At 66.9% G+C, this 25,212-nt stretch carries 19 protein-coding genes and 1 pseudogene; 12 read left to right on the forward strand and 8 right to left on the reverse strand.

What is annotated here, in order from left to right; all coding sequences use genetic code 11:
• Nucleotides 1-159: 159 nt before the first annotated feature.
• Genes shn_RS12060 through shn_RS12075 form a run of 4 tightly spaced genes read right to left on the reverse strand, consistent with a single transcriptional unit; the run spans nt 160 to nt 5,452 of the window.
• Complete coding sequence (locus tag shn_RS12060) at nt 160-1,251, reverse strand: DUF917 domain-containing protein (RefSeq protein WP_064330621.1); 1,092 nt, start codon at nt 1,249-1,251, stop codon at nt 160-162.
• Nucleotides 1,236-2,522, reverse strand: a complete 1,287-nt coding sequence (locus shn_RS12065) for a Zn-dependent hydrolase (RefSeq protein WP_064330622.1) — start codon at nt 2,520-2,522, stop codon at nt 1,236-1,238. The genes shn_RS12060 and shn_RS12065 overlap by 16 nt, the downstream gene beginning before the upstream one ends.
• A complete protein-coding gene (locus shn_RS12070; protein WP_064330623.1) occupies nt 2,522-3,901 on the reverse strand; it encodes a dihydroorotase family protein in 1,380 nt (459 codons plus the stop codon). Before shn_RS12070 ends, shn_RS12065 begins: the two co-directional genes overlap by 1 nt.
• 12 nt (nt 3,902-3,913) lie before the next feature.
• The gene (locus tag shn_RS12075; RefSeq protein ID WP_064332568.1) at nt 3,914-5,452 is read right to left on the reverse strand and encodes an aromatic amino acid lyase; all 1,539 of its coding nucleotides are present in this window, start codon (nt 5,450-5,452) and stop codon (nt 3,914-3,916) included.
• Nucleotides 5,453-5,615: 163 nt separating this feature from the next.
• On the opposite strand from shn_RS12075, the gene shn_RS12080 reads away from it, so the two are divergent.
• Nucleotides 5,616-6,779, forward strand: a complete 1,164-nt coding sequence (locus shn_RS12080; protein WP_064330624.1) for a LysR family transcriptional regulator — start codon at nt 5,616-5,618, stop codon at nt 6,777-6,779.
• On the opposite strand, the gene shn_RS12085 is transcribed toward shn_RS12080, so the two are convergent.
• Nucleotides 6,776-7,750: a GlxA family transcriptional regulator gene (locus tag shn_RS12085; protein ID WP_064330625.1), complete on the reverse strand. Its 975-nt coding sequence runs from the start codon at nt 7,748-7,750 to the stop codon at nt 6,776-6,778. The two genes, shn_RS12080 and shn_RS12085, sit on opposite strands and share 4 nt — an antisense overlap.
• A 114-nt stretch (nt 7,751-7,864) precedes the next feature.
• Here shn_RS12085 and shn_RS12090 point away from each other — a divergent pair, with 114 nt between their 5' ends.
• From shn_RS12090 to shn_RS12125, 9 genes and pseudogenes are all read left to right on the forward strand, one after another.
• The gene (locus shn_RS12090; RefSeq protein ID WP_064330626.1) at nt 7,865-8,779 is read left to right on the forward strand and encodes a 3-keto-5-aminohexanoate cleavage protein; all 915 of its coding nucleotides are present in this window, start codon (nt 7,865-7,867) and stop codon (nt 8,777-8,779) included.
• A gap of 226 nt (nt 8,780-9,005) precedes the next feature.
• Entirely contained in the window at nt 9,006-10,499 is a 1,494-nt protein-coding gene (locus shn_RS12095) for a carnitine 3-dehydrogenase (RefSeq protein WP_064330627.1), read from the forward strand.
• A 214-nt stretch (nt 10,500-10,713) separates the two neighbouring features.
• The gene (locus tag shn_RS12100) at nt 10,714-11,874 is read left to right on the forward strand and encodes an acyl-CoA dehydrogenase family protein (RefSeq protein WP_064330628.1); all 1,161 of its coding nucleotides are present in this window, start codon (nt 10,714-10,716) and stop codon (nt 11,872-11,874) included.
• A 154-nt stretch (nt 11,875-12,028) separates the two neighbouring features.
• Entirely contained in the window at nt 12,029-14,119 is a 2,091-nt protein-coding gene (locus shn_RS12105; RefSeq protein ID WP_064330629.1) for an acetate--CoA ligase family protein, read from the forward strand.
• On the forward strand, nt 14,116-14,898 hold the full coding sequence (locus shn_RS12110) for a carnitinyl-CoA dehydratase (protein ID WP_064330630.1): 783 nt from the start codon (nt 14,116-14,118) through the stop codon (nt 14,896-14,898). The genes shn_RS12105 and shn_RS12110 overlap by 4 nt, the downstream gene beginning before the upstream one ends.
• Nucleotides 14,899-15,176: 278 nt before the next feature.
• On the forward strand, nt 15,177-16,766 hold the full coding sequence (locus shn_RS12115; RefSeq protein ID WP_064330631.1) for an ABC transporter substrate-binding protein: 1,590 nt from the start codon (nt 15,177-15,179) through the stop codon (nt 16,764-16,766).
• A complete protein-coding gene (locus tag shn_RS12120) occupies nt 16,766-17,875 on the forward strand; it encodes an ABC transporter permease (RefSeq protein WP_064330632.1) in 1,110 nt (369 codons plus the stop codon). Before shn_RS12115 ends, shn_RS12120 begins: the two co-directional genes overlap by 1 nt.
• A gap of 257 nt (nt 17,876-18,132) precedes the next feature.
• Nucleotides 18,133-18,606: pseudogene (locus shn_RS37005) on the forward strand (ABC transporter permease); the annotation flags it as partial.
• Nucleotides 18,607-18,690: 84 nt separating this feature from the next.
• The gene (locus shn_RS12125; RefSeq protein WP_064332569.1) at nt 18,691-20,322 is read left to right on the forward strand and encodes an ABC transporter ATP-binding protein; all 1,632 of its coding nucleotides are present in this window, start codon (nt 18,691-18,693) and stop codon (nt 20,320-20,322) included.
• A gap of 183 nt (nt 20,323-20,505) precedes the next feature.
• Here the strand turns inward: shn_RS12125 and shn_RS12130 are convergent, their stop codons facing one another.
• From shn_RS12130 to shn_RS12140, 3 genes are read right to left on the reverse strand one after another with little or no spacing between them, the layout of a single operon-like run.
• Nucleotides 20,506-20,856: a PAAR domain-containing protein gene (locus tag shn_RS12130; RefSeq protein WP_084437949.1), complete on the reverse strand. Its 351-nt coding sequence runs from the start codon at nt 20,854-20,856 to the stop codon at nt 20,506-20,508.
• Nucleotides 20,856-21,272 carry an ACT domain-containing protein gene (locus shn_RS12135; RefSeq protein ID WP_064330634.1) on the reverse strand — a complete coding sequence of 139 codons (417 nt, stop codon included), beginning with the start codon at nt 21,270-21,272 and terminating at the stop codon, nt 20,856-20,858. The genes shn_RS12130 and shn_RS12135 overlap by 1 nt, the downstream gene beginning before the upstream one ends.
• Nucleotides 21,269-22,180 (reverse strand): alpha/beta hydrolase, encoded by a 912-nt coding sequence (locus shn_RS12140; RefSeq protein ID WP_064330635.1) that lies wholly within the window; start codon nt 22,178-22,180, stop codon nt 21,269-21,271. Before shn_RS12140 ends, shn_RS12135 begins: the two co-directional genes overlap by 4 nt.
• A 210-nt stretch (nt 22,181-22,390) precedes the next feature.
• On the opposite strand from shn_RS12140, the gene shn_RS12145 reads away from it, so the two are divergent.
• Entirely contained in the window at nt 22,391-23,299 is a 909-nt protein-coding gene (locus shn_RS12145; protein ID WP_064330636.1) for a LysR family transcriptional regulator, read from the forward strand.
• A gap of 697 nt (nt 23,300-23,996) precedes the next feature.
• Nucleotides 23,997-25,157 (forward strand): ABC transporter substrate-binding protein, encoded by a 1,161-nt coding sequence (locus shn_RS12155; RefSeq protein ID WP_064330638.1) that lies wholly within the window; start codon nt 23,997-23,999, stop codon nt 25,155-25,157.
• Nucleotides 25,158-25,212 lie beyond the last annotated feature (55 nt).

The raw sequence follows: 25,212 nt of genomic DNA on the forward strand, positions 1-25,212 counted from the left end.
GTTCGTGGGGCGCGGCCCCTCATCCGCCTGCTGGCATCTTCTCCCCGTAAACGGGGCGAAGGAATATGCCGCGCCGATTTCCCCAATCAGTACCCGTTCGTGGGGCAAGTCCCCTCTCCCCGCTTGCGGGGAGAGGGTTAGGGTGAGGGGCAGCCTGCATCAGCCACCAAGCGCATACCGCGCCAGCTCGATCCCCATCGCCTTCTCGACGGAGGGATAGACGGTAGGATCGAGCACGCTGGAGGCGAGCGGGATGATCGTCTTCGGCACATGCAAGACGAAGACCGTCATGCCGACCTCAAGCTGGCCGACGCTGAGCGGCTCGCCCTCGGGCGAGAGCGTGGTGATGACGTCGGGGAACGTGGCGAGGCGCTTGCCGCCCGCCAATTCCACCGCCATGTACTCGTTCATCACATGCAGCACGGAGGCATCGTCCCCCCTGCCGACCGTCACCGTGCCGATGTCGAAGGCTTCCCTGGTGTAGACCACCGACTTGTCCGTGATGACACCCTCTGCGAGGATCGAGCCGCCCGTCGTCCTGACGATGGCGTCGATGATCGCCGCACCGCCCTTGCCCTCGGCGGCGATGATCGCCTCGCCGAGTTCCAGGGCCAGCGAGATGCCGCCGAGCGCCGCGTTCCTGCGCACATAGGAGGCGCGCAGCGGATTGCGGCAGGAGGCGATGAAGCCGCCGGACATGTCGGAGGCCGTGCGCAGGATCGGCGAGACCTTCGCGGTCGCGCCGCGCACGACGAGCTCGATATAGCGGTTCTCGTCGCGGTTTCCCCCGACGGCGGTCTGGATCATCTGCTCGGGCGAGCCCGCCATGCCGATCGACCCCATGTCCCCGGTCGGATGCGCCCGCATGTCGCCGACGGCGTCGAGCACCTTCGTGCCGAGGATCGCCGCGGGCAGCCAGCCGTTGAGCGTCGAGGACTTGCCGTTCTGCCCGACCATCAGCGCCGCGACCTTCTCGCCGAGCGCGTCCTGCAGAAGCTCCACCGCCTTCACATAATCGACGCCGCGCATTTCCCAGGGCGTGGTGGAGGCCGGCGCGCCGATGGCGGCGGCGGTCGCCACCCAGTCGTCATCGGACAATTCATCGATGGAGACCAGCTCCGGCTTGCCGATCGAGACGGCGGCATAGCCGAGCATGCGGCCATGGTCCGCCCAGCCCCCGCCGCCGGCGGCATAGACCGAGCCGCCCTTGACCGCCGCCTCGACGTCTTTTTCCTTTAAGATCCGGCCCATCGGTCTTCCTCCTGACTCAATGTCTTATCCAGTTGAATCACCGCGTTAAAAAGCACCGCCGCGCCGAGCGCGATATCGTCCGTCTCGGCGAACTCCTCCGGCGCATGGCTGCGCCCGCCGAGGCAGGGGACGAAGATCATCGCCGCCCGCGTCACCTTCGCCAGGAAGGCCGTGTCATGCCCGGCGCCGGAGGCCATGCGGCGATGGCGCGCGCCGGCCATCTCGCAGGCTGCATCCAGCACATCGAGCAGCAGCGGATCGCCGGGCGTCGGCATGTTGTCGGAGAGGCGGCGCGGCGGCGCGATGAGCGTGCCGGTCTCCCGCGCGAGCTGCTCCGCCATCTGCTCGACGGAGGCGGCAAAAACATCCATCGTGGTGCGGTGCTCGGCCCGCGCGTCGATCAACAGGCGCGCGCGCGACGGCACGACATTGGCCGCGTTCGGCGCGATGGAGAATTCGCCGACGGTCGCCGTGAAATGCCCCGGCCCTTCCGAGAGCGACTTCGCCAGCGCCTCGATGCCCGTTACCAGCCGCGCGGCGGCCGCCAGCGCATCGGCGCGCGCGCCCATCGGCGTCGTGCCGGCATGGTCCGCCCGGCCCTCGACGATGATCTCGATGCGCGTGATGCCTGAAATCGCCGTCACCACGCCGATATCCAGTTTCTCCGTTTCCAGCACCGGCCCCTGCTCGATATGCAGTTCGAGGAAGGCCGCGATGTCCCGGCGCGCCTCCGCCTGCAGGCGCGCCGGATCGCCGCCGACATCGCGAATGCCCTGCTCCAGCGTCAGGCCGCTGCTCTCGCGCGCCAGCCAGTCCGCCGGCAGGACGCCGGCCATGCCGCGGCTGCCGATGCAGGAGACGCCGAAGATCGACACTTCCTCGGCAAGGAAATCGACGACCTCCAGGTCATGGTCGAGTTCGATCCCCTGGTCGGCAAGGGCGCGGGCGACTTCCAGCGCCACCGCCACGCCGGCAATGCCGTCGTAACGCCCGCCATCCGGCACCGTATCGGAATGGGAACCGAGCATGATCGTGCCGAGACCCGGTTTCCTGCCCGGTCGCCGGGCGATGAGATTGCCCGCGGCGTCGATGCGCGTTTCGAGCCCGGCCGCCCGAAACCTCTGGTCAAGAAAATCCCGCCCCGCCGGGAACAGAGCGGTAAAGGCACGCCGTGTGTAGGGCCGGCCGGGCTCGGTGAGCCGGGCAAGCCCGTCGATCACATCCTCTATGCGGGCGGGATCGACCGGCAGATTGGTTCGCGCCGCCGCCATCAGCGGCCACCTGCGGAAACGAGCGTCGGCAACGGGCGCACGAAGGCGCCGGACCCGGGTTCGGCGAGCACCCGTTTGCCGTCGAAGGCGAGCCTGCCGCGCAGCCAGGTCGCCGAGACGCGCCACGGCAGGCGGATGCCATTATAGGGCGACCAGCCGACGACGTTGTGGCCGCTCGCCGCCGCGTCATAGCTATAGGGCTCGGGCGTCAGCACGGTGATGTCCGCGTCCTTGCCCGCTTCGAGCGCGCCCTTCACATGATCGAGCCGGAAATGCCGGGCGGGGTTCAGCGCCATCAGCTCGGCCGCCCGCGTCAGCGGAATGCCGCGCTCCAGCGCGCCCTTGACGAAGAGCGGCACCATGACCTCCAGCCCCGGCACGCCGGAGGCGTTGGCCAGCATGTCCGGATTGGTCTTTCGGTCCTCCGACCAGCTCACATGGTCGGTGGAAACGAGCGTCACATTGCCCGCGGCGACATGCCGCCAGAGCTTTTCGACCTCGGCGCGCGGGCGGATCGGCGGATTGATCTTCGCCTTGCCGCCGAGCCGGGCGACGTCGTTCTCCTCGTCGAGCGTCAGGTAGTGGATGCAGCACTCGATGGTCGCCCGAAAACCCTGCGCGCGATAGGCGCTAGCGATCTCGTAGCCCCGGCCGAGCGAGCAATGCACCACATGGGCCGGGCAGCCGGTTGCCGCGCCGGTCTCGTAGATCTGGTTGGAGGCGATGAGCTCCGTCAGCGGCGGGCGCGACAGGCCATGGGCGCGGTAATCCGTGATGCCGGCTGCCTTCACCCGGGCGATTGCGGCGCGCACCGCCTCGTCGTCCTCGTTGTGCACGCCGGCCGTCAGCCCGGTCGGGGCGATGGCGCGGAAACAATCCTCAAGGAGTGCCGCCGGGATGCGCGGGAAGCGCTTCGGGTCCGTGCCGAAGGTGGAGAACTTGAAGGCCGCCACACCCGCCTCGACCATTTCCCCGATCCGCGCCGGCCCCTCCTGCGGATCGACCGTGCCGTAGAGCGCGAAATCGACGCGTGCCTGCGGCCCGGCATGGTCCACCTTGCGCCGCACCGCTTCCGCCGATGACACGAGATTGCCCTCGTCATAGGGCATGTCGACGATGGTGGTGACGCCGCCGGCCGCCGCCGAGCGCGTCGACCAGATGAAATCCTCCTGGCTCTTCTGCGACAGCGAATGCACCTGTGCGTCGATCGCGCCGGGCAGGATGAGCGCGCCCGAAAGGTCGTGCCGCTCCTTCGCCGCCGGCATGGCTCCCTGGCCGACATGCGCCACCTTGCCGTCACGCACCGCGACATGGCCGCCGTCGACGATACGATCCGCCAGAACCACGGTGCCTTTCAGGACGAGATCGAAATCGGCCATGGTCTGTCTCCGTCAGGGTATGAGGGCGAAGAAGGCGTCGAATTGCGCCATGGGCGCGGCCTCGACGAAGGCGGCAAGCGCCTCGGGACTGGCAAGATCGCGGTCGAGCGCCTCGATCTCGGCGGAAAGCGGCCGGTCCTTGCGGTAGAACGGGCTGATCGCCCGCGTGCGCTGGTAGGCGATGGCGACGACGCCCTCGACATTGTCGCCGGCAAGGTCGATCGCCTGGGCGGAGAGCATGGCTTCGAGGGCGGCGAGCTGGCGCAGGTCCCGCACCTGGCTCTCCATGCGCTCGACGATCAGCGGCAGGAAGGTCGCCTCCTCCTCCAGCCCGCCGGCGACAACGATGGACTGCGCCGAGATCGGCACCGCCAGCGACTGGATGCGCATGTAGAGCTCCACCGCAAGCTTCAGCAGCGGCCCGAAGCCCGTCGCCGTCTCACCGGGCGCCACGAGGTTGACCGGCAGGTTGCGGCGCACGCCGTTGGCAAGCAGCACGCAGCGGTTCAGCACGTTGCGGGCAAGATGGGCAAAACCCGTCTGCGCCGCCTCGACATAGAGCGTCGTCGAGAGCGGTAGCGAGCCGCCGGACGCCATGACATGGTTGTCGAGCACGACCGGATTGTCGTCGGACTGCGCCGTCGCCTCGACGATACGCTCGGCGGCGTTCATCAGCGTATCGAGGCAGGCGCCGAAGACCTGCGCGGTCATGCGCAGGCTGAGCGGATCGTGGATCGCCGACGGTTTCGGCCAATGGCCGGAGGCGGCCTGCGCCTCGAACCAGGTGCCGGCAAGCGCCTCGCCATGGGCCGAGAGCCGTGCCGCCACGCGCCAGGGATCGGCCGAGGCGCCGAGCGCCAGCGAGGAGAGAACGCCCGTCACCATGAGATTGCGGATCGCCATCGCCGCCTCGCGCACCACATTGGCCGCCGCGGCATGCGAGATGGCATTGACGCTGAGGGCGGCCAGCGCATCGCGCGGCTGCATGCGATAGGGCTGGAGGCCGGCGCGCTTCAGCGCCTCCAGGGCCGGCAGGCGTTCGCCGCCGTACCACGCCTCGCCCTCGCCGGTCAGGACCGCCGCGATCTGGCCCATCAGGCCGATATCGGCGCAACCCATCGAGCCATGGCGGCGCACGACGGGCACGACATCCCGTTCGAGCAGCCCGAGCAGGGCGTCGATCAGCTCCGGGCTGCAGCCGGAATAGCCGCCGAGCGCGGTGTTGACGCGAATGCCCATCGCCTTGCGCACGATCGGCAGCGTGAACGGCTCGCCGGTGCCGAAATGGTGGGCCCGCACCAGGCTGTTGTTGAACTCGATGAGGTCGTCGGCCGTCCAGAGCTTGTCCTTCATCGAGCCGACGCCGGTATTCGCGCCATAGATCGGCAGGCCCGTGGCGAGGCGGTCGGTGATGACGCGGCGCGACGCGCCGACACGCCCCATGCCGATCTCGCAGGCCACCGGCCGCCGCGCGGCCGTGCCGATCGCCTCCAGCGTCGCGAAATCGAGCGGCTGGCCGGTCAGATAGAGCGTGTCGGCGGAAGCGAGCATTTTCAATAAGCCTGTCTCGAACAGCAATTCCGGCAAAAGCGCCTGTCCGGAATGCACAAACCGAATGCGGATGTTATGCGGAACGCGGCCCGAACCCATATCCCAAAATCCGTACGGTTCATGCTATGAATCGAACAGTTGGGAAAACCCGAAGGAGCCGCCCGTGGATTTATCCACGCTTCGCCTTGTGCACAGCATTCTCGAAGAACGCGGCATCCGCAGGGCGGCGGCCGCGGAAGGGCGCCCCGCCTCCAGCGCCAGCGCGGCGCTGCGCCGGGTCGAAGCCGTGCTCTCGGTGCCGCTGGTGCGGCGCGACGGGCAGGCGCTCGTTCCGACGCTCGATGCCGAGGCTCGCCTGCCGCGCTTTGCCGAAATCGCCGAAGCGGCCGCCGCACTGGCCGCCCTCGGCAAAGGCGGGGAAACGAGGCCGGCCGTCTCGCTCGCCGCCCTCGCCCGCTTCGCCGCCACGGCCCGCGCCGGCAGCATCAACGGCGCCGCCAAGACCCTCGGCCTCGGCCAGCCGCAGCTCACCCGCCAGCTCAGCCATCTGGAGGCGGCGATCGGCTGCAAGCTCCTCGCGCGTTCGGCGACGGGCATCGCCTGCACGCCCGCGGGCCTGGAAGCGCTGGCGCTCGCGGAACGCATCGGCGCGGCCTGGGAGTCCCTTTCCACCGCCTCGGCCGAACGGTTCCGCCGCAGCGCCGCCACCTGGCGGCTCGGCGCGATCATCCCCTTCGGCCATGAAAGCGAGATCGCCGCCATGCTCGCCCGCCTCGCCGTGGCGTGGCGCGCGGCGCGGCCGCGCCAGCCGCTCTTCCTCTCCTCCACCACGGCGGACGAACTGGTCTCGGGCCTGAAAAACCGCCGCTTCGACCTGATCCTGCTCGACACCGACCGCTACCCAGCCGAATTCGAAGGCAGCCTGATCGGCCGTTCCCGGCTGGCGCTTGCCGGGCCGCGCAGGCTGGACAGCGCCGAAAAGCAGGATTTCGCAACGCTGCTATGCCAGTACCCGATCGCCGTGCCGAGCCCGCGCAGCGGCCTGCGGCAGATGACCGACCGCTTCCTCGAAGCAACGCTCTCTCCCGCCGAGCGCACCCGCCTGACGCTGGTCGAGGTGGATTCGATCCCCGTCATCATCAACCTCGTGCTCGACCACGGCCATCTCTCGGTGCTGCCGGAGCACTCCGTCGCCAACATCAAGCCGCCGCCGACGCTGCTGCCGCTCGATGACGCCTACCAGCAATCGCTGAGCCTCGTCTGGCCGCGCGACGCGCTTTCCCGCAAGGCCGCCGAGACGATGCTCGCGCTCCTGACGAAAACCTAGCCCTTCGCCCCGGCCCTCAGCCGCCGGCGCGTTTCCGTCGGGCTCTCGTGATAGTGCGCCCGGTAGCTGCGCGAGAAGGCGGAGGAGGAGTTGAAGCCGGTGAGCGCCGCGATGTCGGCGAACTCGGCCCTCGTCTCGATGACCTTGCGCCGGGCGGCATTGAGGCGGAGCGCAAGATAGTGCTGGTGCGGCGCGACGCCCATCGTCTCCTGGAACAGGTCCTGGAGATGGCGCGCGCTGACGCCGACGCGCTTTGCAAGCCGCGTCAGGGTGAGCGGCGCGTCCACCGTCTCCTCCATCAGCCGCACCGCCTGGCTGACGCGCTGGTCGGCGACGCGCATGTTGCCGAGCGCCGGCACCTGCAACAGGCCGCCGGTGCGCTCGTGCTCGTAGATGAAGAGCCGCGAGACTTCGAGCGCCAGCGAATAGCCCTGCCGGCGGCGGATGATTTCCAGCATCAGGTCGAGCGTCGGCAGGGAGCCGCCGGTGGTGATGCGCTTGCCGTCGATGACGTAGCGCTGCCGCTCGACGTCGATCTGCGGATAGGCGGAGGCGAATTCCTCCATGTCCTCCCAGTGGATCGTCACGGAGTGGCCGTCGAGCAGGCTCGCCTCGGCGAGCAGCCAGCTACCCGACTCGATGCCGGCCATGGCGATGCGGTGGCGGGCGGTCTGGGAGAGCTGGCGGCGCAACAAAGGCGTCGCACTCATCTGCCATTGATAGCTCGACAGCACGAAAAGCGGCTGGGTCTCCCGCTCCGGCCGGAACGGACCGTCCACGGGCACGGGGATGCGGCTGCGCGTTTCGACCGGCAGGCCGTCGGGCGAAAAAATCCGCCAGCGGTAAAGGTCCTGGCCGGAGATGCGGTTGGCGGCGCGCAGGGGCTCGATGACCGAGGCGACAAGGATGAGGTTCGTCTCGGGCAGGACGAGAATATCGATGTCGAGTGTTTCGGAGGAGGGATCCAGCATGCGGCGATCCTGTGATCCCGTCTCCCGAATTGTCAAGGATGGATCCGAAAAGTGAAAGCACTGCGCCTTCTCTTGGCTCGTAATGGCTTCAACGAGAATACTGGGAGAACGACAATGCCCCTAGCGATGAACCGCGACGTTTTCATCACCTGCGCCGTCACCGGCTCCGGCGACACCGCCGGCAAATCCCCCCATGTGCCGCGCTCGCCGAGAGAGATCGCCGAATCGGCGATCGAGGCCGCCAAGGCCGGCGCCGCCGTCGTGCACTGCCATGTGCGCGATCCGGAAACCGGCGCGCCGAGCCGCCGCAACGACCTCTACCGCGAAGTGACCGAGCGCATCCGCGACGCGGAAGTCGACGTGGTGCTGAACCTCACCGCCGGCATGGGCGGCGACATGATCTTCGGCAACACCGAGCAGCCGCTGCCGCTCAATCCCAACGGCACCGACATGGCCGGCGCGACGGAGCGCGTTTCCCACGTCGCCGAATGCCTGCCGGAAATCTGTACGCTCGATTGCGGCACGATGAACTTCTCGCTCGGCGACTACGTGATGACCAACACGCCGTCCATGCTGCGCGCCATGGGCCGGATGATGACCGATCTCGGCGTGCGTCCGGAGATCGAGGCCTTCGACACCGGCCATCTCTGGTTCGCCAAGCAGCTCGTAGAGGAAGGCGTCATCGAGGATCCCGTGCTCATCCAGCTCTGCATGGGCATTCCGTGGGGCGCGCCCGACGACCTCAACACCTTCATGGCGATGGTCAACAACGTGCCCTCGAACTGGACCTTCTCGGCCTTCTCCATCGGCCGCAACGCCATGGCCTATCCGGCCGCGGCGGTGCTTGCCGGCGGCAATGTCCGCGTCGGCCTGGAGGACAACCTCTATGTCGGCAAGGGCCAGCTCGCCACCAATGCGCAGCTCGTCGACAAGGCGGTCAACATCATCGAGAGCATGGGCGCACGGGTCATCGGCCCGGCAGAGGTGCGCGAGAAGCTGAAGCTTACGAAGCGGGCACCGCGCGGCTGACGGGAACGAGGCACGAGGGCGCAACGCGTTTACCCCCCTCTGCCCTGCCGGGCATCTCCCCCACAAGGGGGGAGATCGGCAAGAAGCAAGTTCCTTGTCTCAACCGCAACGTCTGTAGCGGGCAAGGCATCTCCCCATCCGATCTCCCCCCTTGAGGAGGAGATGCCCGGCAGGGCAGAGGGGGGTGCCGCATCTAGACACCAAGAGTTATGAAGGCAGCATCTCTATGACCACCATCAACAAGGCAGCCTGTGTCGGCGGCGGCGTCATCGGCGGCGCATGGGTCGCCCGCTTCGCGCTGGCCGGCATCGACGTGAACATCTTCGATCCGCATCCGGAAGCCGAGCGCATCATCGGCGAGGTCATGGCCAATGCCGAGCGCGCCTATGGCATGCTCACCATGGCCCCGCTGCCGCCGAAGGGGAAGATCATCTTCTGCAAGAGCCTGGAAGACGCCGTACAAGACGCTGACTGGATTCAGGAAAGCGTGCCCGAGCGGCTGGAGCTGAAACGCGGCGTGCTGACGAAGATCGACGCGGCGGCAAAGCCCGACGCCCTCATCGGCTCCTCGACGTCCGGCCTGATGCCGACGGACCTCCAGCGCGACATGAAGCATCCCGAGCGCCTGTTCGTCGCGCATCCCTACAATCCCGTCTACCTGCTGCCGCTCGCCGAACTCGTCGGCGGTCAGAAGACGTCGCGCTCCGTCTTGGAAGACGCCAGGGCCAAGCTCGCGCCGATCGGCATGAAGGGCGTGATCATCAACAAGGAGATCGAAGCCTTCGTCGGTGACCGCCTGCTGGAAGCCGTCTGGCGCGAGGGCCTCTGGCTCATCAAGGACGACATCTGCGACACGGAAACGCTGGACGACGTGATCCGCTATTCGTTCGGCATGCGCTGGGCGCAGATGGGCATGTTCGAGACCTACCGCATCGCCGGCGGCGAAGCGGGCATGCGCCACTTCCTCGCCCAGTTCGGCCCCTGCCTCTCCTGGCCCTGGACGAAGCTGACCGACGTCGTCGACCTCGACGACGAACTTGTCGAAAAGATCGCCGGCCAGTCGGACGCCCAGTCCGGCGCGCGCGGCATCCGCGAGCTGGAACGCATCCGCGACCAGAACCTCGTCGGCATCATGCACGCGCTGAAGGCGGGCGACGAAGGCCGCGGCTGGGGTTCGGGCAAGCTGCTCGCCGAGTTCGAGGCGCATCTCTGGGCGAAGGCCGGCAAGGCGAAGGTCGAGGTCTCCGCCACCGAGCCGCTGCGCCTCGTCGACACCAAGGTCAACGCCGCCTGGGTCGACTACAACGGCCACATGACGGAGCACCGCTATCTCCAGCTCTTCGGCGACACGACCGACGCGCTGCTGCGGCTGGTCGGCGTCGACTTCGCCTATGTCGAGGCCGGCCACAGCTACTACACGGTGGAGACCCATATCCGCCATCTCGGCGAGGCCAAGCTCGGCCAGGCGCTCTACACGACGCTCCAGTTGCTCTCCTTCGACAACAAGCGCATGCACTACTTCACCCGCATCCACGACGCGGCGACGGGCGACGTCATCGCGACGGCCGAGCAGATGGTGCTGCATGTCGATTCGAAGGCCGGCAAGAGCGTCGACGCGCCCGCCGAGGTGCTGGCGAAGATCGCGCCGATCGCCGAAGCCCATGCCGGGCTGCCGAAGCCGGACGGCGCAGGCCGCAGCGTCGGGCAAAGAAAGAACTGACGGCGCGAGACGCCACCCCCCTCTGCCCTGCCGGGCATCTCCCCCTCAAGGGGGGAGATCGGCAGGGGGCAAGCCTGCCGCCCATACGGCGGCGGTTCGAGGGAAGCGACGAGCAAGCCACAACCGATCTCCCCCTTGAGGGGGAGATGCCCGGCAGGGCAGAGGGGGTAGCCACACGCGCCTCCCGTAAAAGAAATACCGGGAGGACTTTTCCATGAATTTCGCATTGACCGACGAACAGCAGATGATCGTGGATACCGTCCGCGCCTTCGTCGAAACGGAAATCTATCCGCATGAAAACGAGGTCGAGCGCACCGGCCATGTGCCGCCGGAGCTCGGCCAGGAGATCGCCCGCAAGTGCAAGGAGATCGGCTTCTTCGGCTGCAACATGCCGGAGGAAGTGGGCGGCGCCGGTCTCGACCACACCTCCTTCACCCTCGTCGAGCGCGAGCTTGGCCGCGGCTCCATGGCGCTCACCGTCTTCTTCGGCCGCCCCTCCGGCATCCTGATGGCCTGCAACGACGAGCAGCGCGAAAAATACCTGCTGCCCGCCGTCAGCGGCGAGAAATTCGACGCCCTCGCCATGACCGAGCCGGACGCCGGCTCGGACGTGCGCGGCATGAAATGTTTCGCCCGCAAGGACGGCGACGACTGGGTGGTCAACGGCACGAAACACTTCATCAGCCACGCCAACATCGCCGATTTCGTCATCGTCTTCATCGCCACCGGCGAGGAGGACACGCCGCGCGGCAGGAAGAAGCTGATCACCTGCTTCCTCGTCGACCGTGGCACGCCGGGCTTCGAGATCCGCGACGGCTACAATTCCGTCTCGCACCGCGGCTACAAGAACTGCATCCTCAATTTCGACGAATGCCGCCTGCCCTCCGCCCAGATCCTCGGCGAGGTGCACAAGGGCTTCGACATCGCCAACGACTGGCTCTATGCGACCCGCCTGACGGTCGCCGCCACCTCGGTCGGCCGCGCCCGCCGCGCCTTCGACTATGCCCTCAACTACGCCGCCGAGCGAAAGCAGTTCGGCAAGCCGATCGGCGCGAACCAGGGCGTCTCCTTCAAGCTCGCCGACATGATCACCGAGATCGACGCCGCCGACCTCCTGACGCTGTCGGCCGCCTGGCGCCTCGACCAGGGCCTGCCGTCGAACCGCGAGATCGCCTCGGCAAAGGTCTACGCCACGGAAATGCTCGCCCGCGTCACCGACGAGGCGATCCAGATTTTTGGCGGCATGGGCCTGATGGACGACCTGCCCCTCGCCCGCTTCTGGCGCGATGCGCGTGTGGAGCGCATCTGGGACGGCACGTCGGAAATCCAGCGGCACATCATCAGCCGCGATCTGCTTCGGCCGCTGGGGGCGTGAGGATGGCAGGCGTGGCCCGCATCACCCCCCTCTGCCCTGCCGGGCATCTCCCCCTCAAGGGGGGAGATCGGCAGGAGGCGAAAACCTCGCTTGATCGGCAACGCCGGCGGTGGGTGAAACGGTCCCCCATCCAATCTCCCCCCTTGAGGGGGAGATGCCCGGCAGGGCAGAGGGGGGTATCCTCGTGACCCGCTCCCTCGACCGCCTCATCCGCCCGAAATCCATCGCCGTCTTCGGCGGCAAGGAAGCCCGCCGCGTCATCTACCAGTGCGACAAGATGGGCTTTTCCGGCGATATCTGGCCGGTGCATCCGCGTGAGGACGAAATCCTCGGACGCAAATGCTACCGTTCCGTCGCTAATCTCCCCGGCGCGCCGGACGCCTCCTTCGTCGGGGTCAACCGGGAGCTCACCATCGGCATCATCCGCGATCTTGCGGCCCGCCGCGCGGGCGGGGCCGTCTGCTACGCCTCCGGTTTCCGCGAGGCCATCAGCGAGCTTGCGGACGGCGACGACCTGCAGAAGGCGCTCGTTGCGGCCGCCGGCGACATGCCGATCCTCGGGCCCAACTGCTACGGCTTCATCAACATGCTGGACGGCGCCCTGCTCTGGCCCGACCAGCACGGCATGCTCAGAATCGAAAAGGGCGTCGCCGTCCTCACCCAGTCATCCAACATCGCCTGCAACATCTCCATGCAGCAGCGCGGCCTGCCGCTCGCCTATATCCTGACCGCCGGCAACCAGGCCCAGACAGGCCTTGCCGACCTCGCCTGCGCGGTCCTCGAAGACCCGCGCGTCACCGCCGTCGGCCTCCACATCGAGGGCTTCGACAGCCTCGAAGCGCTGGAACGCCTCGGCCAGCGCGCGCGCGACCTGAAGAAGCCGGTCGTCACGCTGAAGGTCGGCAAGTCGGAACAGGCGCAGCTGGCCACCGTCTCGCACACCGCCTCGCTCGCCGGCAACGACGCCGTCTCCTCGGCCCTCCTCGCCCGCCTCGGCATCGGCCGCGTCGAGACGCTGCCGGAGCTTCTGGAGACGCTGAAGCTGCTGCATGTCGCCGGCCCGCTGCCAAGCTACGACATCTCCTCGATGAGCTGCTCCGGCGGCGAGGCCTCGCTGATGGCCGATGCCGGCGTGAAGCGGAAGGTGAACTACCGCGCGCTCGAAGATTTCCAGCGCCAGCCGCTGCGCGAAACGCTCGGCCAGATGGTGACGATCTCCAACCCGCTCGATTACCACACCTTCGTCTGGGGCAACCGCGAGAAGCAGACCGAAGCCTTCACGACGATGATGCAGGGCGGCTACGGCCTCAACCTCGTCGTGCTCGATTTCCCCCGCCTCGACCGCTGCGATGCGGCCGACTGGATCACCACCTGCCACGCCGTCATCGACGCCGCGAAAACCTCCGGCGCGAATGCCGGCATCGTCGCCAGCATGGCGGAAAACATGCCGGAGGAGACCGCCGAGATGCTGATGCGGAACGGCGTCGTGCCCTTCTACGGCATCGAGGAGGCGCTCGCCGCCGCCGATGCCGCCGCCGGCATCGGCGAGGCCTGGGCCAAACCGCAATCCGCCCCGCTTCTCAAGGCCGCCGCCGGCGAAGGCGCGCCCGTCACCCTCACCGAGCACGCGGCCAAGCAGGCGCTCGCCGCCCATGGCCTGCCGGTCCCGAAGGGGGTTTCCGCCGAGACGGCGGCCGCCGCCGCGGACGCCGCCGAAGAGCTCGGCTTCCCGGTCGTGCTCAAGGGCCTTGGCGTCGCGCACAAGACCGAGGCGGGGGCGGTGAAGCTCAATCTCGCGAACCGCGAGGCGGTGCTGGAGGCCGCGAACGCCATGGCCGGCGTCGCCGCCGGCTTCCTCGTCGAGAAGATGGTGGGCAAACCGGTCGCCGAGCTCATCGTCGGCGCCATGCGCGATCCGGTCGCCGGCCCCGTCCTGACGATCGGCGCGGGCGGCATCCTCGTCGAACTGCTCGAAGATTCCGCGATCCTGACCCTGCCGACGGACGAAAGGACGATCCGCGAGGCGATCTCCGGCCTGAAGATCGCAAAACTGCTGGGCGGCTATCGCGGCGGTCCGAAGGGCGATATCGATGCTCTCGTCGCCGCCGTCGCATCAGCGGCATCCTATGTCGTTTCAAACGCTTCAATAGTCGAAGAACTGGACGTTAATCCCATAATGGTGCTGCCGGAAGGCGACGGTGTCGTCGCGGCCGACGCGCTGATCCGTCTGAGGAAGAACCCATGACCGGACCGATAAGACAGCGCCGCGAAGGCGGCATCCTGGAAGTCACCATCGATCGCCCCAAGGCGAACGCCATCGACCTTGCGACCAGCCGCATCATGGGCAAGATCTTCGCCGATTTCCGCGATGACGAAAGCCTGCGCGTCGCCATCATCACCGGCGCGGGGGAAAAATTCTTCTGTCCGGGATGGGACCTGAAGGCCGCCGCGGCGGGCGACGCGGTCGATGGCGACTACGGTGTCGGCGGTTTCGGCGGCATGCAGGAGCTGCGCGACCTCAACAAGCCGATCATCGCGGCCGTCAACGGCATCTGCTGCGGCGGCGGCCTCGAGATCGCGCTCTCCACCGACCTCATCCTCGCCGCCGAGCACGCGACCTTCGCGCTGCCGGAAATCCGCTCCGGCACGGTGGCCGATGCCGCCTCGATCAAGCTGCCGAAGCGCATCCCCTATCACATCGCCATGGACATGCTGCTCACCGGCCGCTGGCTGGACGTGCAGGAGGCGCACCGCTGGGGCTTCGTCAACGAGATCCTGCCGGCCGACAGGCTGCTGGACCGGGCCTGGGAGCTGGCGCGCCTGCTCGAAAGCGGCCCGCCGCTCGTCTACGCCGCCATCAAGGAAGTGGTGCGCGCCGCCGAGGGCGAGACCTTCCAGACGACCATGAACAAGATCACCCGGCGGCAGTTCCGCACGGTCGACATTCTCTATTCCAGCGAGGACCAGCTCGAAGGCGCCCGCGCCTTCGCGGAAAAACGCAATCCCGTCTGGAAGGGACGATGAGGAGCGCGCCCCTGCATCGGGCGCAATCCGCATTCTTCCATAAGCTCCGCTTGTGGCAGAAATAGATAATTTAGGGCGTTACATATAGCTTGTGCGTGGCTAATTTATGGGAAAACGAGCCGCATCGCGGCGCAGGGAGGAGGCTTTCGGAACACGGGAATGCACTGCCGCCGGCAAAAATCGCCGGCTGTAAGGTTGCCTTAGAGGCGAAAAACAGAAATTCTGCCAATCATAACGACAAATGCCCACTTAATGGGCCAGCAAAAGGGAACAGGGGAATGACTGATTACACCAGATACCTCACCAGCCAGGTCACGCTCGGCAAGATGAACCGCCGCGAGTTCATGGGCCGCGCCGCCGCCTTCGGCATCACGCTCGCCGCCGCCGGCACGATGTTCGACACCGCCGCCAAGGCCCAGGAGCCCAAGCGCGGCGGCCATCTGAAGCTCGGCCTCGAAGGCGCGGCCGCGACCGATTCGAAGGATCCCGCCAAGGCGCTCTCGCAGTTCATGTTCGTCGTCGGCCGCAACTGGGGCGACATGCTCGTCGAATCCGAACCGCTGACCGGCCAGCCCGTGCCGGCGCTCGCCGAATCGTGGGAACCGTCCGCCGACGCCGCCACCTGGACCTTCACGATCCGCAAGGGCGTGAAATTCCACGACGGCAAGGAACTGACCGTCGACGACGTCATCAAGACCCTGCAGCGCCACACCGACGAGAAGTCGGAATCCGGCGCCCTCGGCGTCATGAAGTCGATCAAGGAGATCAAGGCCGACGGCGACAAGCTGGTCCTCGTGCTGAGCGAAGGCAATGCCGACCTGCCGCTGCTCCTGACCGACTACCACCTCGTCATCCAGCCGAATGGCGGCCTCGACGATCCGAACGCCATGATCGGCACCGGCCCCTACAAGGTCACCAGCTTCGAGGCCGGCGTGCGCGCCACCTTCGAGCGCAACACGGACGACTGGCGCCAGGACCGCGGCTTCGTCGATTCGATCGAGATGATCGCGATGAACGACGCGACGGCCCGCATCGCCGCGCTCTCCTCCGGCCAGGTGCACTATATCAACCGCGTCGACCCGAAGACGGTCGACCTCCTGAAGCGCGCGCCGACGGTCGAGATCCTCTCCACCTCCGGCCGCGGCCACTACGTCTTCATCATGCATTGCAACACGGCGCCGTTCGACAACAACGACCTGCGCCTGGCGCTGAAATATGCGATGGACCGCGAGACCATGCTGGAAAAGGTCCTCGGCGGCTACGGCAAGGTCGGCAACGATTTCCCGATCAACGAGACCTATGCCCTCTTCCCGGAGGACATCGAGCAGCGCACCTACGATCCGGACAAGGCCGCCTTCCACTACAAGCAGTCGGGCCACAGCGGCTCGGTGCTGCTGCGCACCTCGGACGTCGCCTTCCCCGGCGCGGTCGATGCGGCGGTGCTCTACCAGGAAAGCGCCAAGAAGGCCGGCATCGACATCGAGGTGAAGCGCGAACCCGGCGACGGCTACTGGTCGAACGTCTGGAACGTGCAGCCCTTCTCGACCTCCTACTGGGGCGGCCGCCCGACGCAGGACCAGATGTATTCCACCGCCTATCTCTCGACGGCGGACTGGAACGACACCCGCTTCCTGCGCGAGGATTTCGACAAGCTGCTGCTCGAAGCCCGCTCGGAACTCGACGAGACCAAGCGCAAGGACATGTACCGCACCATGGCCATGATGGTGCGTGACGAGGGCGGCCTGATCCTGCCGATGTTCAACGACTTCGTGAACGCCTGCGGCAAGAACGTGAAGGGCTATGTCCACGACATCGGCAACGACATGTCGAACGGCTATGTCGCAACCCGCGTGTGGCTCGACGCCTGATGACCGGCGGCGGACCGGCGCACGGTCCGGAGCTGACGGCAAAGGCGGCTGCGGGTGAAGTCCCGCAGTCTGCCGGCGCCGCCGGGTCGGTTGCGTCCACTGGAACCCCCGTGATCGAGGGCACGCCTTCGTTCTGGGCGAAATTCAGCAAGAGCAGCCCCCTGGTTGCGCTCATCCTGCAACGCCTCGCGCTCAGCGTGGCCTTGCTCTTCGCCGTGTCCCTGATGATCTTCGGGGGCGTGGAAGCCCTGCCGGGCGATTTCGCCACGACCTATCTCGGCCAGTCCGCAACGCCGCAGGCGGTGGAGAACATCCGCAAGGACCTCGGTCTCGACCAGCCCGCCACCACGCGGTACTTCAAGTGGCTCGGCGGCGCGATCCAGGGCGATTTCGGCAATTCCTGGGCGTCGAAGAACTCGGTCAGCGAACAGATCGGCAAGCGCCTCGGCAATTCGCTGTTCCTCGCCTTCTTCGCGGCGATCATCTCGGTGCCGCTGGCGGTCGGCCTCGGCATGCTCGCGGTGCAATACAGGAACCGCCTGCCCGACAAGATCATCAACGTCATCTCGCTGGCGGCGATCTCGCTGCCGGAATTCTTCGTCGGCTATCTCCTGATCCTGTTCTTCGCCGTGCAACTGGGCATCGCGACCTTCCCGGCGACGGTCTATGACTCGATGACGATCGGCCAGCGCCTCTCGGCCATCGCCCTGCCGACCGCCACCCTCGTCCTCGTCGTGCTCGCCCACATGATGCGCATGACGCGGGCGGCGATCCTCAACGTCATGTCCTCGGCCTATGTGGAAACGGCGGAACTCAAGGGCCTCTCCAGCCTGCGCATCATCGCCAAGCATGCGGCGCCGAACGCCGTCGCCCCGGTCATCAACGTGATTGCGCTCAACCTCGCCTATCTCGTGGTCGGCGTCGTCGTCGTGGAGGTGGTTTTCGTCTATCCCGGCATGGGCCAGTACATGGTCGACGCCGTGACGGTGCGCGACATGCCCGTCGTGCAGGCCTGCGGCCTGATCTTCGCCGCCTTCTACATCTTCCTCAACATGTTCGCCGACATCCTCGCGATCGTCGCGAACCCCAGATTGAGGCATCCGCGATGAGACTTTCCACCATCCCCATCAGCGCCTGGGTCGGCATCCTTGGCATCGCGCTCGCGATCTTCTGCGCCGTCTTCGCCCCGCTCATCGCCCCCTATGGCGAAAGCCAGATCGTCGGCGCCGTCTGGCAGCCGATGGGTGGCGACCATCTGCTCGGCACCGACAATCTCGGCCGCGACCTCTTCTCGCGGCTGATCTTCGGCGCGCGCACCACGATCTTCGTGGCGCTGGCGGCCACCGTGCTGTCCTTCTCGCTCGGCATGCTGCTCTCCTTCACGGCAGCGGTGACGGGCGGGTTCATCGACCAGGCCTTCTCCCGCTTCAACGACCTGATGATGGCGATCCCGACGCTGATCTTCGCCCTCGTCGTGCTGGCCGTGCTGCCGCAGCAGCTCTGGATCCTCATCCTCGTCATGGCGGTGCTCGACTCGACGCGCGTCTACCGCATCGGCCGCGCCGTCGCGCTCGATGTGGCCGTCATGGAATTCGTGGAGGCGGCAAGGCTGCGCGGCGAAGGCACGGGCTGGATCATCTTCCGGGAGATCCTGCCCAACACGCTCTCGCCGCTGCTCGCCGAATTCGGCCTGCGCTTCGCCTTCTCGATCCTGTTCCTCTCCACCCTCTCCTTCCTCGGCCTCGGCATCCAGCCGCCGGCGGCGGACTGGGGCGGCATGGTGAAGGACAACAAGGACGGCATCATCTTCGGCATTTCGGCCGCCCTCATTCCGGGCGGCGCGATCGCGGGGCTCGCCATCTGCGTCAACCTCGTCGTCGACTGGCTGATGAAACGGACTTCCAGCCTCAAGGGGGCCGCGGCGATGCCTGATCTTCTTTCCGTCAAGAACCTCAAGATCGAGGCGACCAGCTACCCGCCGGGCGAGCCGCCCCGGACGGTGACGCTCGTCGAAGGCGTCTCCTTCGACGTCGAGAAGGGCAAGGTGCTCGGCCTCATCGGCGAATCGGGCGCGGGAAAATCGACCATCGGCCTCACCGCGCTTGCCTATGGCCGCGGCGGGGTGCGGATCACCGGCGGCGAGGTCAAGCTCAACGGCGAGGATATTCTAAAGCTCTCACCGGCCGGCATCCGCAAGGTGCGCGGCTGCAAGGTCTGCTACGTCGCCCAGTCGGCGGCAGCGGCTTTCAACCCCGCCCACCGGCTCGGCGAACAGGTGATCGAGGCCTCGCTGAAACACGGCATCATGAGCCGTGCGGAGGCGGAAAAGCGTGCGCTCTACCTCTTCAAGGTGCTCGGCCTACCGAACCCCGAAACCTTCGGCCAGCGCTACCCGCACCAGGTCTCCGGCGGCCAGCTCCAGCGCGCCATGACCGCCATGGCGCTCTGCCCGAACCCGGAACTCATCGTCTTCGACGAGCCGACCACCGCGCTCGACGTGACGACCCAGATCGACGTGCTCGCCGCCATCAAGCACGCCATCGAGGAGACGCATACGGCCGCGCTCTACATCACCCACGACCTCGCCGTCGTGGCGCAGATCACGGACGACATCCTCGTGCTCCGCCACGGCAAGATGGTGGAATACGGCTCGGTGAAGCAGATCATCGAAGCCCCGACGCAGGACTATACCCGCGCGCTGGTCAACGTGCGCGGCACCAAGCGGGACGAGGCGCCCGACCAGTCGGACACGCTCCTCAAGGTCGACAACATCACCGCCGGCTATTCCAACGGCTTCAAGGTGCTGCAGAACGTCTCGCTGCACCTGCCGAAGGGCCAGACACTGGCGGTGGTGGGCGAATCGGGCTCCGGCAAGTCCACCCTCGCCCGCGTCATCACCGGCCTCTTGCCGCCGCAGGAGGGCACGATCAGCTTCGACGGCAAACCCTTGCCGCGGGCGCTGAAGGGCCGGTCGAACGACGAGCTGCGCCGCATCCAGATGATCTACCAGATGGCCGACACCGCGATGAACCCGCGCCAGACGGTGCGCGACATCGTCGGTCGTCCGCTCACCTTCTACTATGGCATGCGCGGCCAGCAAAAAACGGAGCGGGTGAAGGAACTGCTGGAGCAGATCGAGATGGGCGGCCGCTTCGCCGACCGCTACCCGGCGGAACTCTCCGGCGGCCAGAAGCAGCGCGTCGCCATTGCACGGGCGCTGGCGGCCCAGCCCGAGCTCATCCTCTGCGACGAGCCGACCTCCGCGCTCGATCCGCTGGTGGCCGAAGGCATCCTGAAGCTGCTCCTGAAACTGCAGGACGAGACCCACGTCTCCTACATGTTCATCACCCACGACATCGCCATCGTCCGCGCGATTGCCGATTCGGTGGCCGTGATGCATCGGGGAAAGCTCGTGCGTTTCGGCCCGAAATCGAAGGTGCTCTCGCCGCCCTTCGACGATTACACCGACCTCCTGCTGAAATCCGTTCCCGAAATGGAGATCGGCTGGCTGGAGAAGGTGCTGACGACACGGCGCATGGAAAGCGCCGGCAACTGACAGGAGTGGGGCGGCAATTCCCCGGGCCGCCCCTCATCCGGCCTGCCGGCCACCTTCTCCCCGTAAACGGGGCGAAGGGGATATGCCGCACCGGTTTCCCCAGCCAATACCCGTTAGCAGGGCAAGTCCCCTCTCCCCGCTTGCCGGGAGAGGGTTAGGGTGAGGGGCAAATCCTGCGAACATTCAATTCTGCGTGCAGGTCACATCGCCGAGCCGGCTGGCCGATTCGCCCTCCACCGACACCGTCTCCTCGCCACGCGCCGTGCAATTGCCCTTCTCGCCGACGCCCGTGCGGAATTTCACCATGGGCTGGCCCTCGATCATGATGCTCGGCACGATCTCGTAGAGTTCCGGCGGGCAGTTCACCACGTCGGAGAGGCGCAGCGCCGGCGCACCGCCGATGAAGACGCTCTTCGAACCGGACATGGCGCAGGATGGAATGGGCTGGGGCGCATCCTCAGCGACGGAAACGGACGGCCCCGCCGCCCCGAGAGCGAAGGCCAGAAAGGCACCAGCAAACCGCAAAGATTTCATCACCTGTCTCCCTTTTCACGCGCCGCACGCGACAGCGCACGCAACGTTTTCAATGCCCGTTCGCCGTCCCGCTCCGGCACGAATATATGGTCATGATGGTAGCCGGCAACCACGTTGGCGCTGATGCCTTCCGTCGTCAGCGCCGTGGCGAAGGCCGCCGTCAGCCCCACTGCCTCCAGCGAGGAGTGCACGGTGAGCGTGATCATCCGCATCGGCGGGCTTGCCGCCAGCCCTTCCGCCGCCTCGGCCGGCAGGATCAGCGTCACGCCCTCCACCTCGCGGAAGAAGCCGACCGGCCCGCGAGAAAGATGGCCTTCCAGATCCCCGGCCGGCACGCAGGCATAGACGAAGGCCCCGTCCGCCAGCGCCGGCTCCATCGTCGCCAGCAATTCATCGAGATCGGTGATCCCGCTCATGGATGGGCCATCCGGCGCACGGCATCGCACAGCGCCGCAAAACCGGCCTTCGCGCCCGCGCTCATGAATCGCGCGCGCAGCCAGGCGTGGATCATCTGCCTCTCCTCGCGAAACTCCACCGCAACACCGGCAAGCGCCAGCCGCGCCGCATAGGCCCGCGCATCGTCGCGCAGCGGATCGAAATGAGCGCCGGTGATGAAGGCGGGCGGCAGGCCGGCAAGGTTTTCCGCCCGCAGCGGGAAGGCATGCACGGCCTCCTCCGGCGCCTTGTAGACCTCCCGGTAATAGGCGACGTCGGCGGTCGAAAGGCCCGGCGCCTCGGCCATCTCCAGGTAGGAGCCGGAGGCAAGGTCGCCGCCAAGGCCCGGATAGACCAGCGCCTGCCCGGCAATGCCCGTCAGCCCCTCGTCGCGCGCCTTCAGCACGATGCCGGCCGCAAGGTTGCCGCCCGCGCTGTCGCCGACCACCACGACCGGATGGCTTTCCAGGAGAAGCTCGATCAGCACGGCCCAGCAATCGTCGAAAGCGGCGGGCCAGACATGCTCCGGCGACAGGCGGTAATCGACGGACACGAGTTCGGCGCCCGCGGCCTCGGAAAGCTCGGCACAGATCGCATCATGGCTGTCGAGCGAGCCGACGACGAAGCCGCCGCCGTGGATGTAGAAAAGCCGCGTCGCACTCGTCACCGCCGCCGGGCGGTAACGGCGCACCGGGATGCGCCCCGCGATGACGCCGTCCTGCTTGATCATGCCCGCCGGCGGCGGCGCGTCGAAGGCAGCGCAGAGCGCATCGTACCAGCCGCGCTGCCGCCCGATATCCGCGTCGACGGCATCGGCGGGATAAAAATCCTCGCAGCGCTTGTGGAAGGCCAGGATGCCCTCCTCGGTCGGCATGGGGCGTTCGGTCATGGCGGCTCCTCGTTGCCGGCGCCGTTCCGGCGTGACGGAACTGGCACCAGGACGTATCCTGTCGCATTGTCAGGTGCCGGAGCGACGCTGCCCCGGCTGGAAATGGCGGGGATCATAGCAGCGCACACCCCGCGCGCCTGTCCCGTCCGCGGCTTTCCCAAGGAATTTTCGGCGCTTGCCTCGCCCGCGCCGGGCATATTAACTGCCGCCATGGCGTTCACCTTCCGGCAATTGCAATATTTCGTCGCCGTCGCGGAGCAGGGTTCCGTGACGCGCGCGGCGCAAAACCTCTCGATCTCGCAATCCTCGGTCACCGAGGCGATCAAGGAGCTCGAATCCGACCTCGGCGTCGAGCTGTTCGAGCGCCATCCGCGCGGCCTCACGACGACGCACAACGGCCACCAGTTCCTGCGCCACGCCACCAAGATCCTGGCGAACGTCTCGGATGCCCGTCGCTCCTTCTCCGACAACCGCACGGCGGAAAAGGGCCAGCTCAATCTCGGCGTCACCTCCCTCGTCGCCGGCTACGTGCTGTCAGACCTGCTCTCGCGCTATCGTCGCGCCTTTCCCGGCATCGAGGTGAGCGCCATCGAGGACAACGGCTCCTATCTGGAGCATCTCCTGGTCGGCGGCGAGCTGGACGTCGCCGTCATGGTCATCTCGAACCTGCGCGACCGTATGGCGCTGCAGGCTGAAATCCTCGAAACCTCGCCCTACCGCCTCTGGCTGCCGATCGGCCATCCGCTCGTCTCGGCCGACATCATTTCCGTCAGCGACATCGCCAAGGAGCCGCTGATCATGCTGACGGTGGACGAAATCGAGGAGAACACCGGCAAGCTGCTGACCGCGCTCGGCGCCCGCCCGCATGTCGCCTTCCGCACCCGCTCGGTGGAGGCGGTGCGCAGCCTCGTCGCCACCGGGGCCGGCATCGCGCTGCTGCCCGACCTCGTCTATCGCCCCTGGTCGCTGGAAGGCGATCGCATCGAAAGCCGCGACGTGTCGGGGGCGCTTCCCGTCGTGCAGGTCGGCATGGTCTGGCGCAAGGGCTCCAGCCTGCCGCAGGCGGCACGGGATTTCGTCGGGCTGGCGGAGGCGCTGCGAAGCGGTCGGGGGCGGTAGCGGCGGCATCGAACCTCTTCCTGCAGCTTCATCCCCACACGCCAGCGCGCCGGGGTTTGCGGGAGCATTCGGACGGGGCGCTGGAGGCTGCCTCGACTGAATGTTTGTATGCGGCACCGTCCAGCGCCCCGTTCGGCGGTTTTTGCCCGCGACTTCGGCCTCTCTGCGATGGCGGGGTGCGTGGGAACGGTGGCGCGCCCTTCCGAAGAATGGGTCATGCACGCCCTCAGGATCACGGTGCCGCAGCCATGACTGCCGGTTGGTACCGTCTTCCACTGCGCCGCACGAACCGGGTCCGAACCCTCGGACGCCGCACGGTGCAGCCGCCATGTTGTGTGCCACACAGGCACGCCCGGCGACGTGATCGGGGCAAAACGGCGGGGCATGTTTTTTGGTGGCGAGGGTGTGCCGTGTCTTGTGGATCCTCGGGTCAAGCCCGAGGATGACGGAGAGGAGGAGAGGTTGCCAGCCCCTTGGCCGGTGCGGCACGCGGGACCCTCTCTTTGTCTGACGCCCTCTCTTCTGTCGTCATCCTCGGGCTTGACCCGAGGATCCACAAGACACGGCACACCTCCGCCGCTTTCGGAATTTCCGATACCGACATTCTGATTAATGAATTTGCGAAAGCGGCGAAAGCGCGGCACCTTCTCGTCCGGGAACAATACCGCAGACAAGCGGACCAAACCGGGAGACTGTCATGAAGCGACTTCTGCATTCCTGCACCGCGCTTACCCTTTCGCTCGCCTTCGCCACCGCCGCCATCGCCCAGGAGCCGCTGAAGGAGCTTGGGCCAGGCGAGGGCGAAGTCTCCATCGTCGCCTGGGCCGGCTATATCGAGCGCGGCGAGACGGACAAGAACTACGACTGGGTCAGCGAATTCGAGAAGAAGACGAGCTGCAAGGTGACGGTGAAGACCGCCGCCACCTCGGATGAAATGGTGGCGCTGATGAACGAGGGCGGCTTCGACCTCGTCACCGCCTCGGGCGATGCATCGCTGCGCCTCGTCGCGGGCAAGCGCGTGCAGCCGATCAACACCGACCTCATCCCGAGCTGGAAGACCGTCGACGAGCGTCTGCAGAACGCGCCCTGGCACACGGTGAACGGCGTGCACTACGGAACGCCCTATCTGTGGGGGCCGAACGTGCTGATGTACAACACCGAGGCCTTCAAGGACGCGGCGCCGACGAGCTGGAAGGTCGTCTTCGAGGAGATGACGCTGCCGGACGGCAAGTCGAACAAGGGCCGCGTGCAGGCCTATGACGGCCCGATCCACATCGCGGACGCGGCGACCTACCTGATGGCGCACAAGCCGGACCTCGGCATCAAGGACCCCTACGAACTCAACGAGGACCAGTACAAGGCCGCACTCGACCTCTTGCGCGTCCAGCGCACGCTGGTCGGCCGCTACTGGCACGACGCGATGATCCAGATCGACGACTTCAAGAACGAGGGCGTCGTCGCCTCCGGCTCCTGGCCGTTCCAGGTGAACCTGATGCAGGCGGAAAAGCAGCCGATCGCCTCGACCTTCCCGGAAGAGGGCGTGACGGGCTGGTCGGACACGACCATGCTGCACGCCGAAAGCCAGCATCCGAACTGCGCCTATATGTGGATGGAACATTCGCTTTCCGCCAAGGTGCAGGGCGATGCCGCCGCCTGGTTCGGCGCGGTTCCCTCGGTCCCGGCGGCCTGCAAGGGCAATGCGCTCCTGACCGACGAGGGATGCTCGACCAACGGTTTCGACAATTTCGAAAAGATCCGCTTCTGGCGCACGCCGGTGACCAAGTGCGAAAGCCAGGGGGAATGCGTGCCCTACCACCGCTGGGTCTCCGACTATATCGGCGTGATCGGCGGGCGTTGATAGAATAGCCCCTCACCCTAGCCCTCTCCCCGTGAACGGGGAGAGGGGACGTGCC

The sequence above is a fragment of the Shinella sp. HZN7 genome, assembly GCF_001652565.1.
Taxonomy (GTDB): Bacteria; Pseudomonadota; Alphaproteobacteria; order Rhizobiales; family Rhizobiaceae; genus Shinella; species Shinella granuli.

What these genes read in the sequence shown, in the direction of transcription:
- shn_RS12060 (WP_064330621.1), bottom strand. Translation starts at nt 1,251, where the DNA reads ATGGGCCGGATCTTAAAGGAAAAAGACGTCGAGGCGGCGGTCAAGGGC.
- shn_RS12065 (WP_064330622.1), bottom strand. Translation starts at nt 2,522, where the DNA reads ATGGCGGCGGCGCGAACCAATCTGCCGGTCGATCCCGCCCGCATAGAG.
- shn_RS12070 (WP_064330623.1), bottom strand. Translation starts at nt 3,901, where the DNA reads ATGGCCGATTTCGATCTCGTCCTGAAAGGCACCGTGGTTCTGGCGGAT.
- shn_RS12075 (WP_064332568.1), bottom strand. Translation starts at nt 5,452, where the DNA reads ATGCTCGCTTCCGCCGACACGCTCTATCTGACCGGCCAGCCGCTCGAT.
- shn_RS12085 (WP_064330625.1), bottom strand. Translation starts at nt 7,750, where the DNA reads ATGCTGGATCCCTCCTCCGAAACACTCGACATCGATATTCTCGTCCTG.
- shn_RS12090 (WP_064330626.1), top strand. Translation starts at nt 7,865, where the DNA reads ATGCCCCTAGCGATGAACCGCGACGTTTTCATCACCTGCGCCGTCACC.
- shn_RS12095 (WP_064330627.1), top strand. Translation starts at nt 9,006, where the DNA reads ATGACCACCATCAACAAGGCAGCCTGTGTCGGCGGCGGCGTCATCGGC.
- shn_RS12100 (WP_064330628.1), top strand. Translation starts at nt 10,714, where the DNA reads ATGAATTTCGCATTGACCGACGAACAGCAGATGATCGTGGATACCGTC.
- shn_RS12105 (WP_064330629.1), top strand. Translation starts at nt 12,029, where the DNA reads ATGCCCGGCAGGGCAGAGGGGGGTATCCTCGTGACCCGCTCCCTCGAC.
- shn_RS12110 (WP_064330630.1), top strand. Translation starts at nt 14,116, where the DNA reads ATGACCGGACCGATAAGACAGCGCCGCGAAGGCGGCATCCTGGAAGTC.
- shn_RS12115 (WP_064330631.1), top strand. Translation starts at nt 15,177, where the DNA reads ATGACTGATTACACCAGATACCTCACCAGCCAGGTCACGCTCGGCAAG.
- shn_RS12120 (WP_064330632.1), top strand. Translation starts at nt 16,766, where the DNA reads ATGACCGGCGGCGGACCGGCGCACGGTCCGGAGCTGACGGCAAAGGCG.
- shn_RS12125 (WP_064332569.1), top strand. Translation starts at nt 18,691, where the DNA reads ATGCCTGATCTTCTTTCCGTCAAGAACCTCAAGATCGAGGCGACCAGC.
- shn_RS12130 (WP_084437949.1), bottom strand. Translation starts at nt 20,856, where the DNA reads ATGAAATCTTTGCGGTTTGCTGGTGCCTTTCTGGCCTTCGCTCTCGGG.
- shn_RS12135 (WP_064330634.1), bottom strand. Translation starts at nt 21,272, where the DNA reads ATGAGCGGGATCACCGATCTCGATGAATTGCTGGCGACGATGGAGCCG.
- shn_RS12140 (WP_064330635.1), bottom strand. Translation starts at nt 22,180, where the DNA reads ATGACCGAACGCCCCATGCCGACCGAGGAGGGCATCCTGGCCTTCCAC.
- shn_RS12145 (WP_064330636.1), top strand. Translation starts at nt 22,391, where the DNA reads ATGGCGTTCACCTTCCGGCAATTGCAATATTTCGTCGCCGTCGCGGAG.
- shn_RS12155 (WP_064330638.1), top strand. Translation starts at nt 23,997, where the DNA reads ATGAAGCGACTTCTGCATTCCTGCACCGCGCTTACCCTTTCGCTCGCC.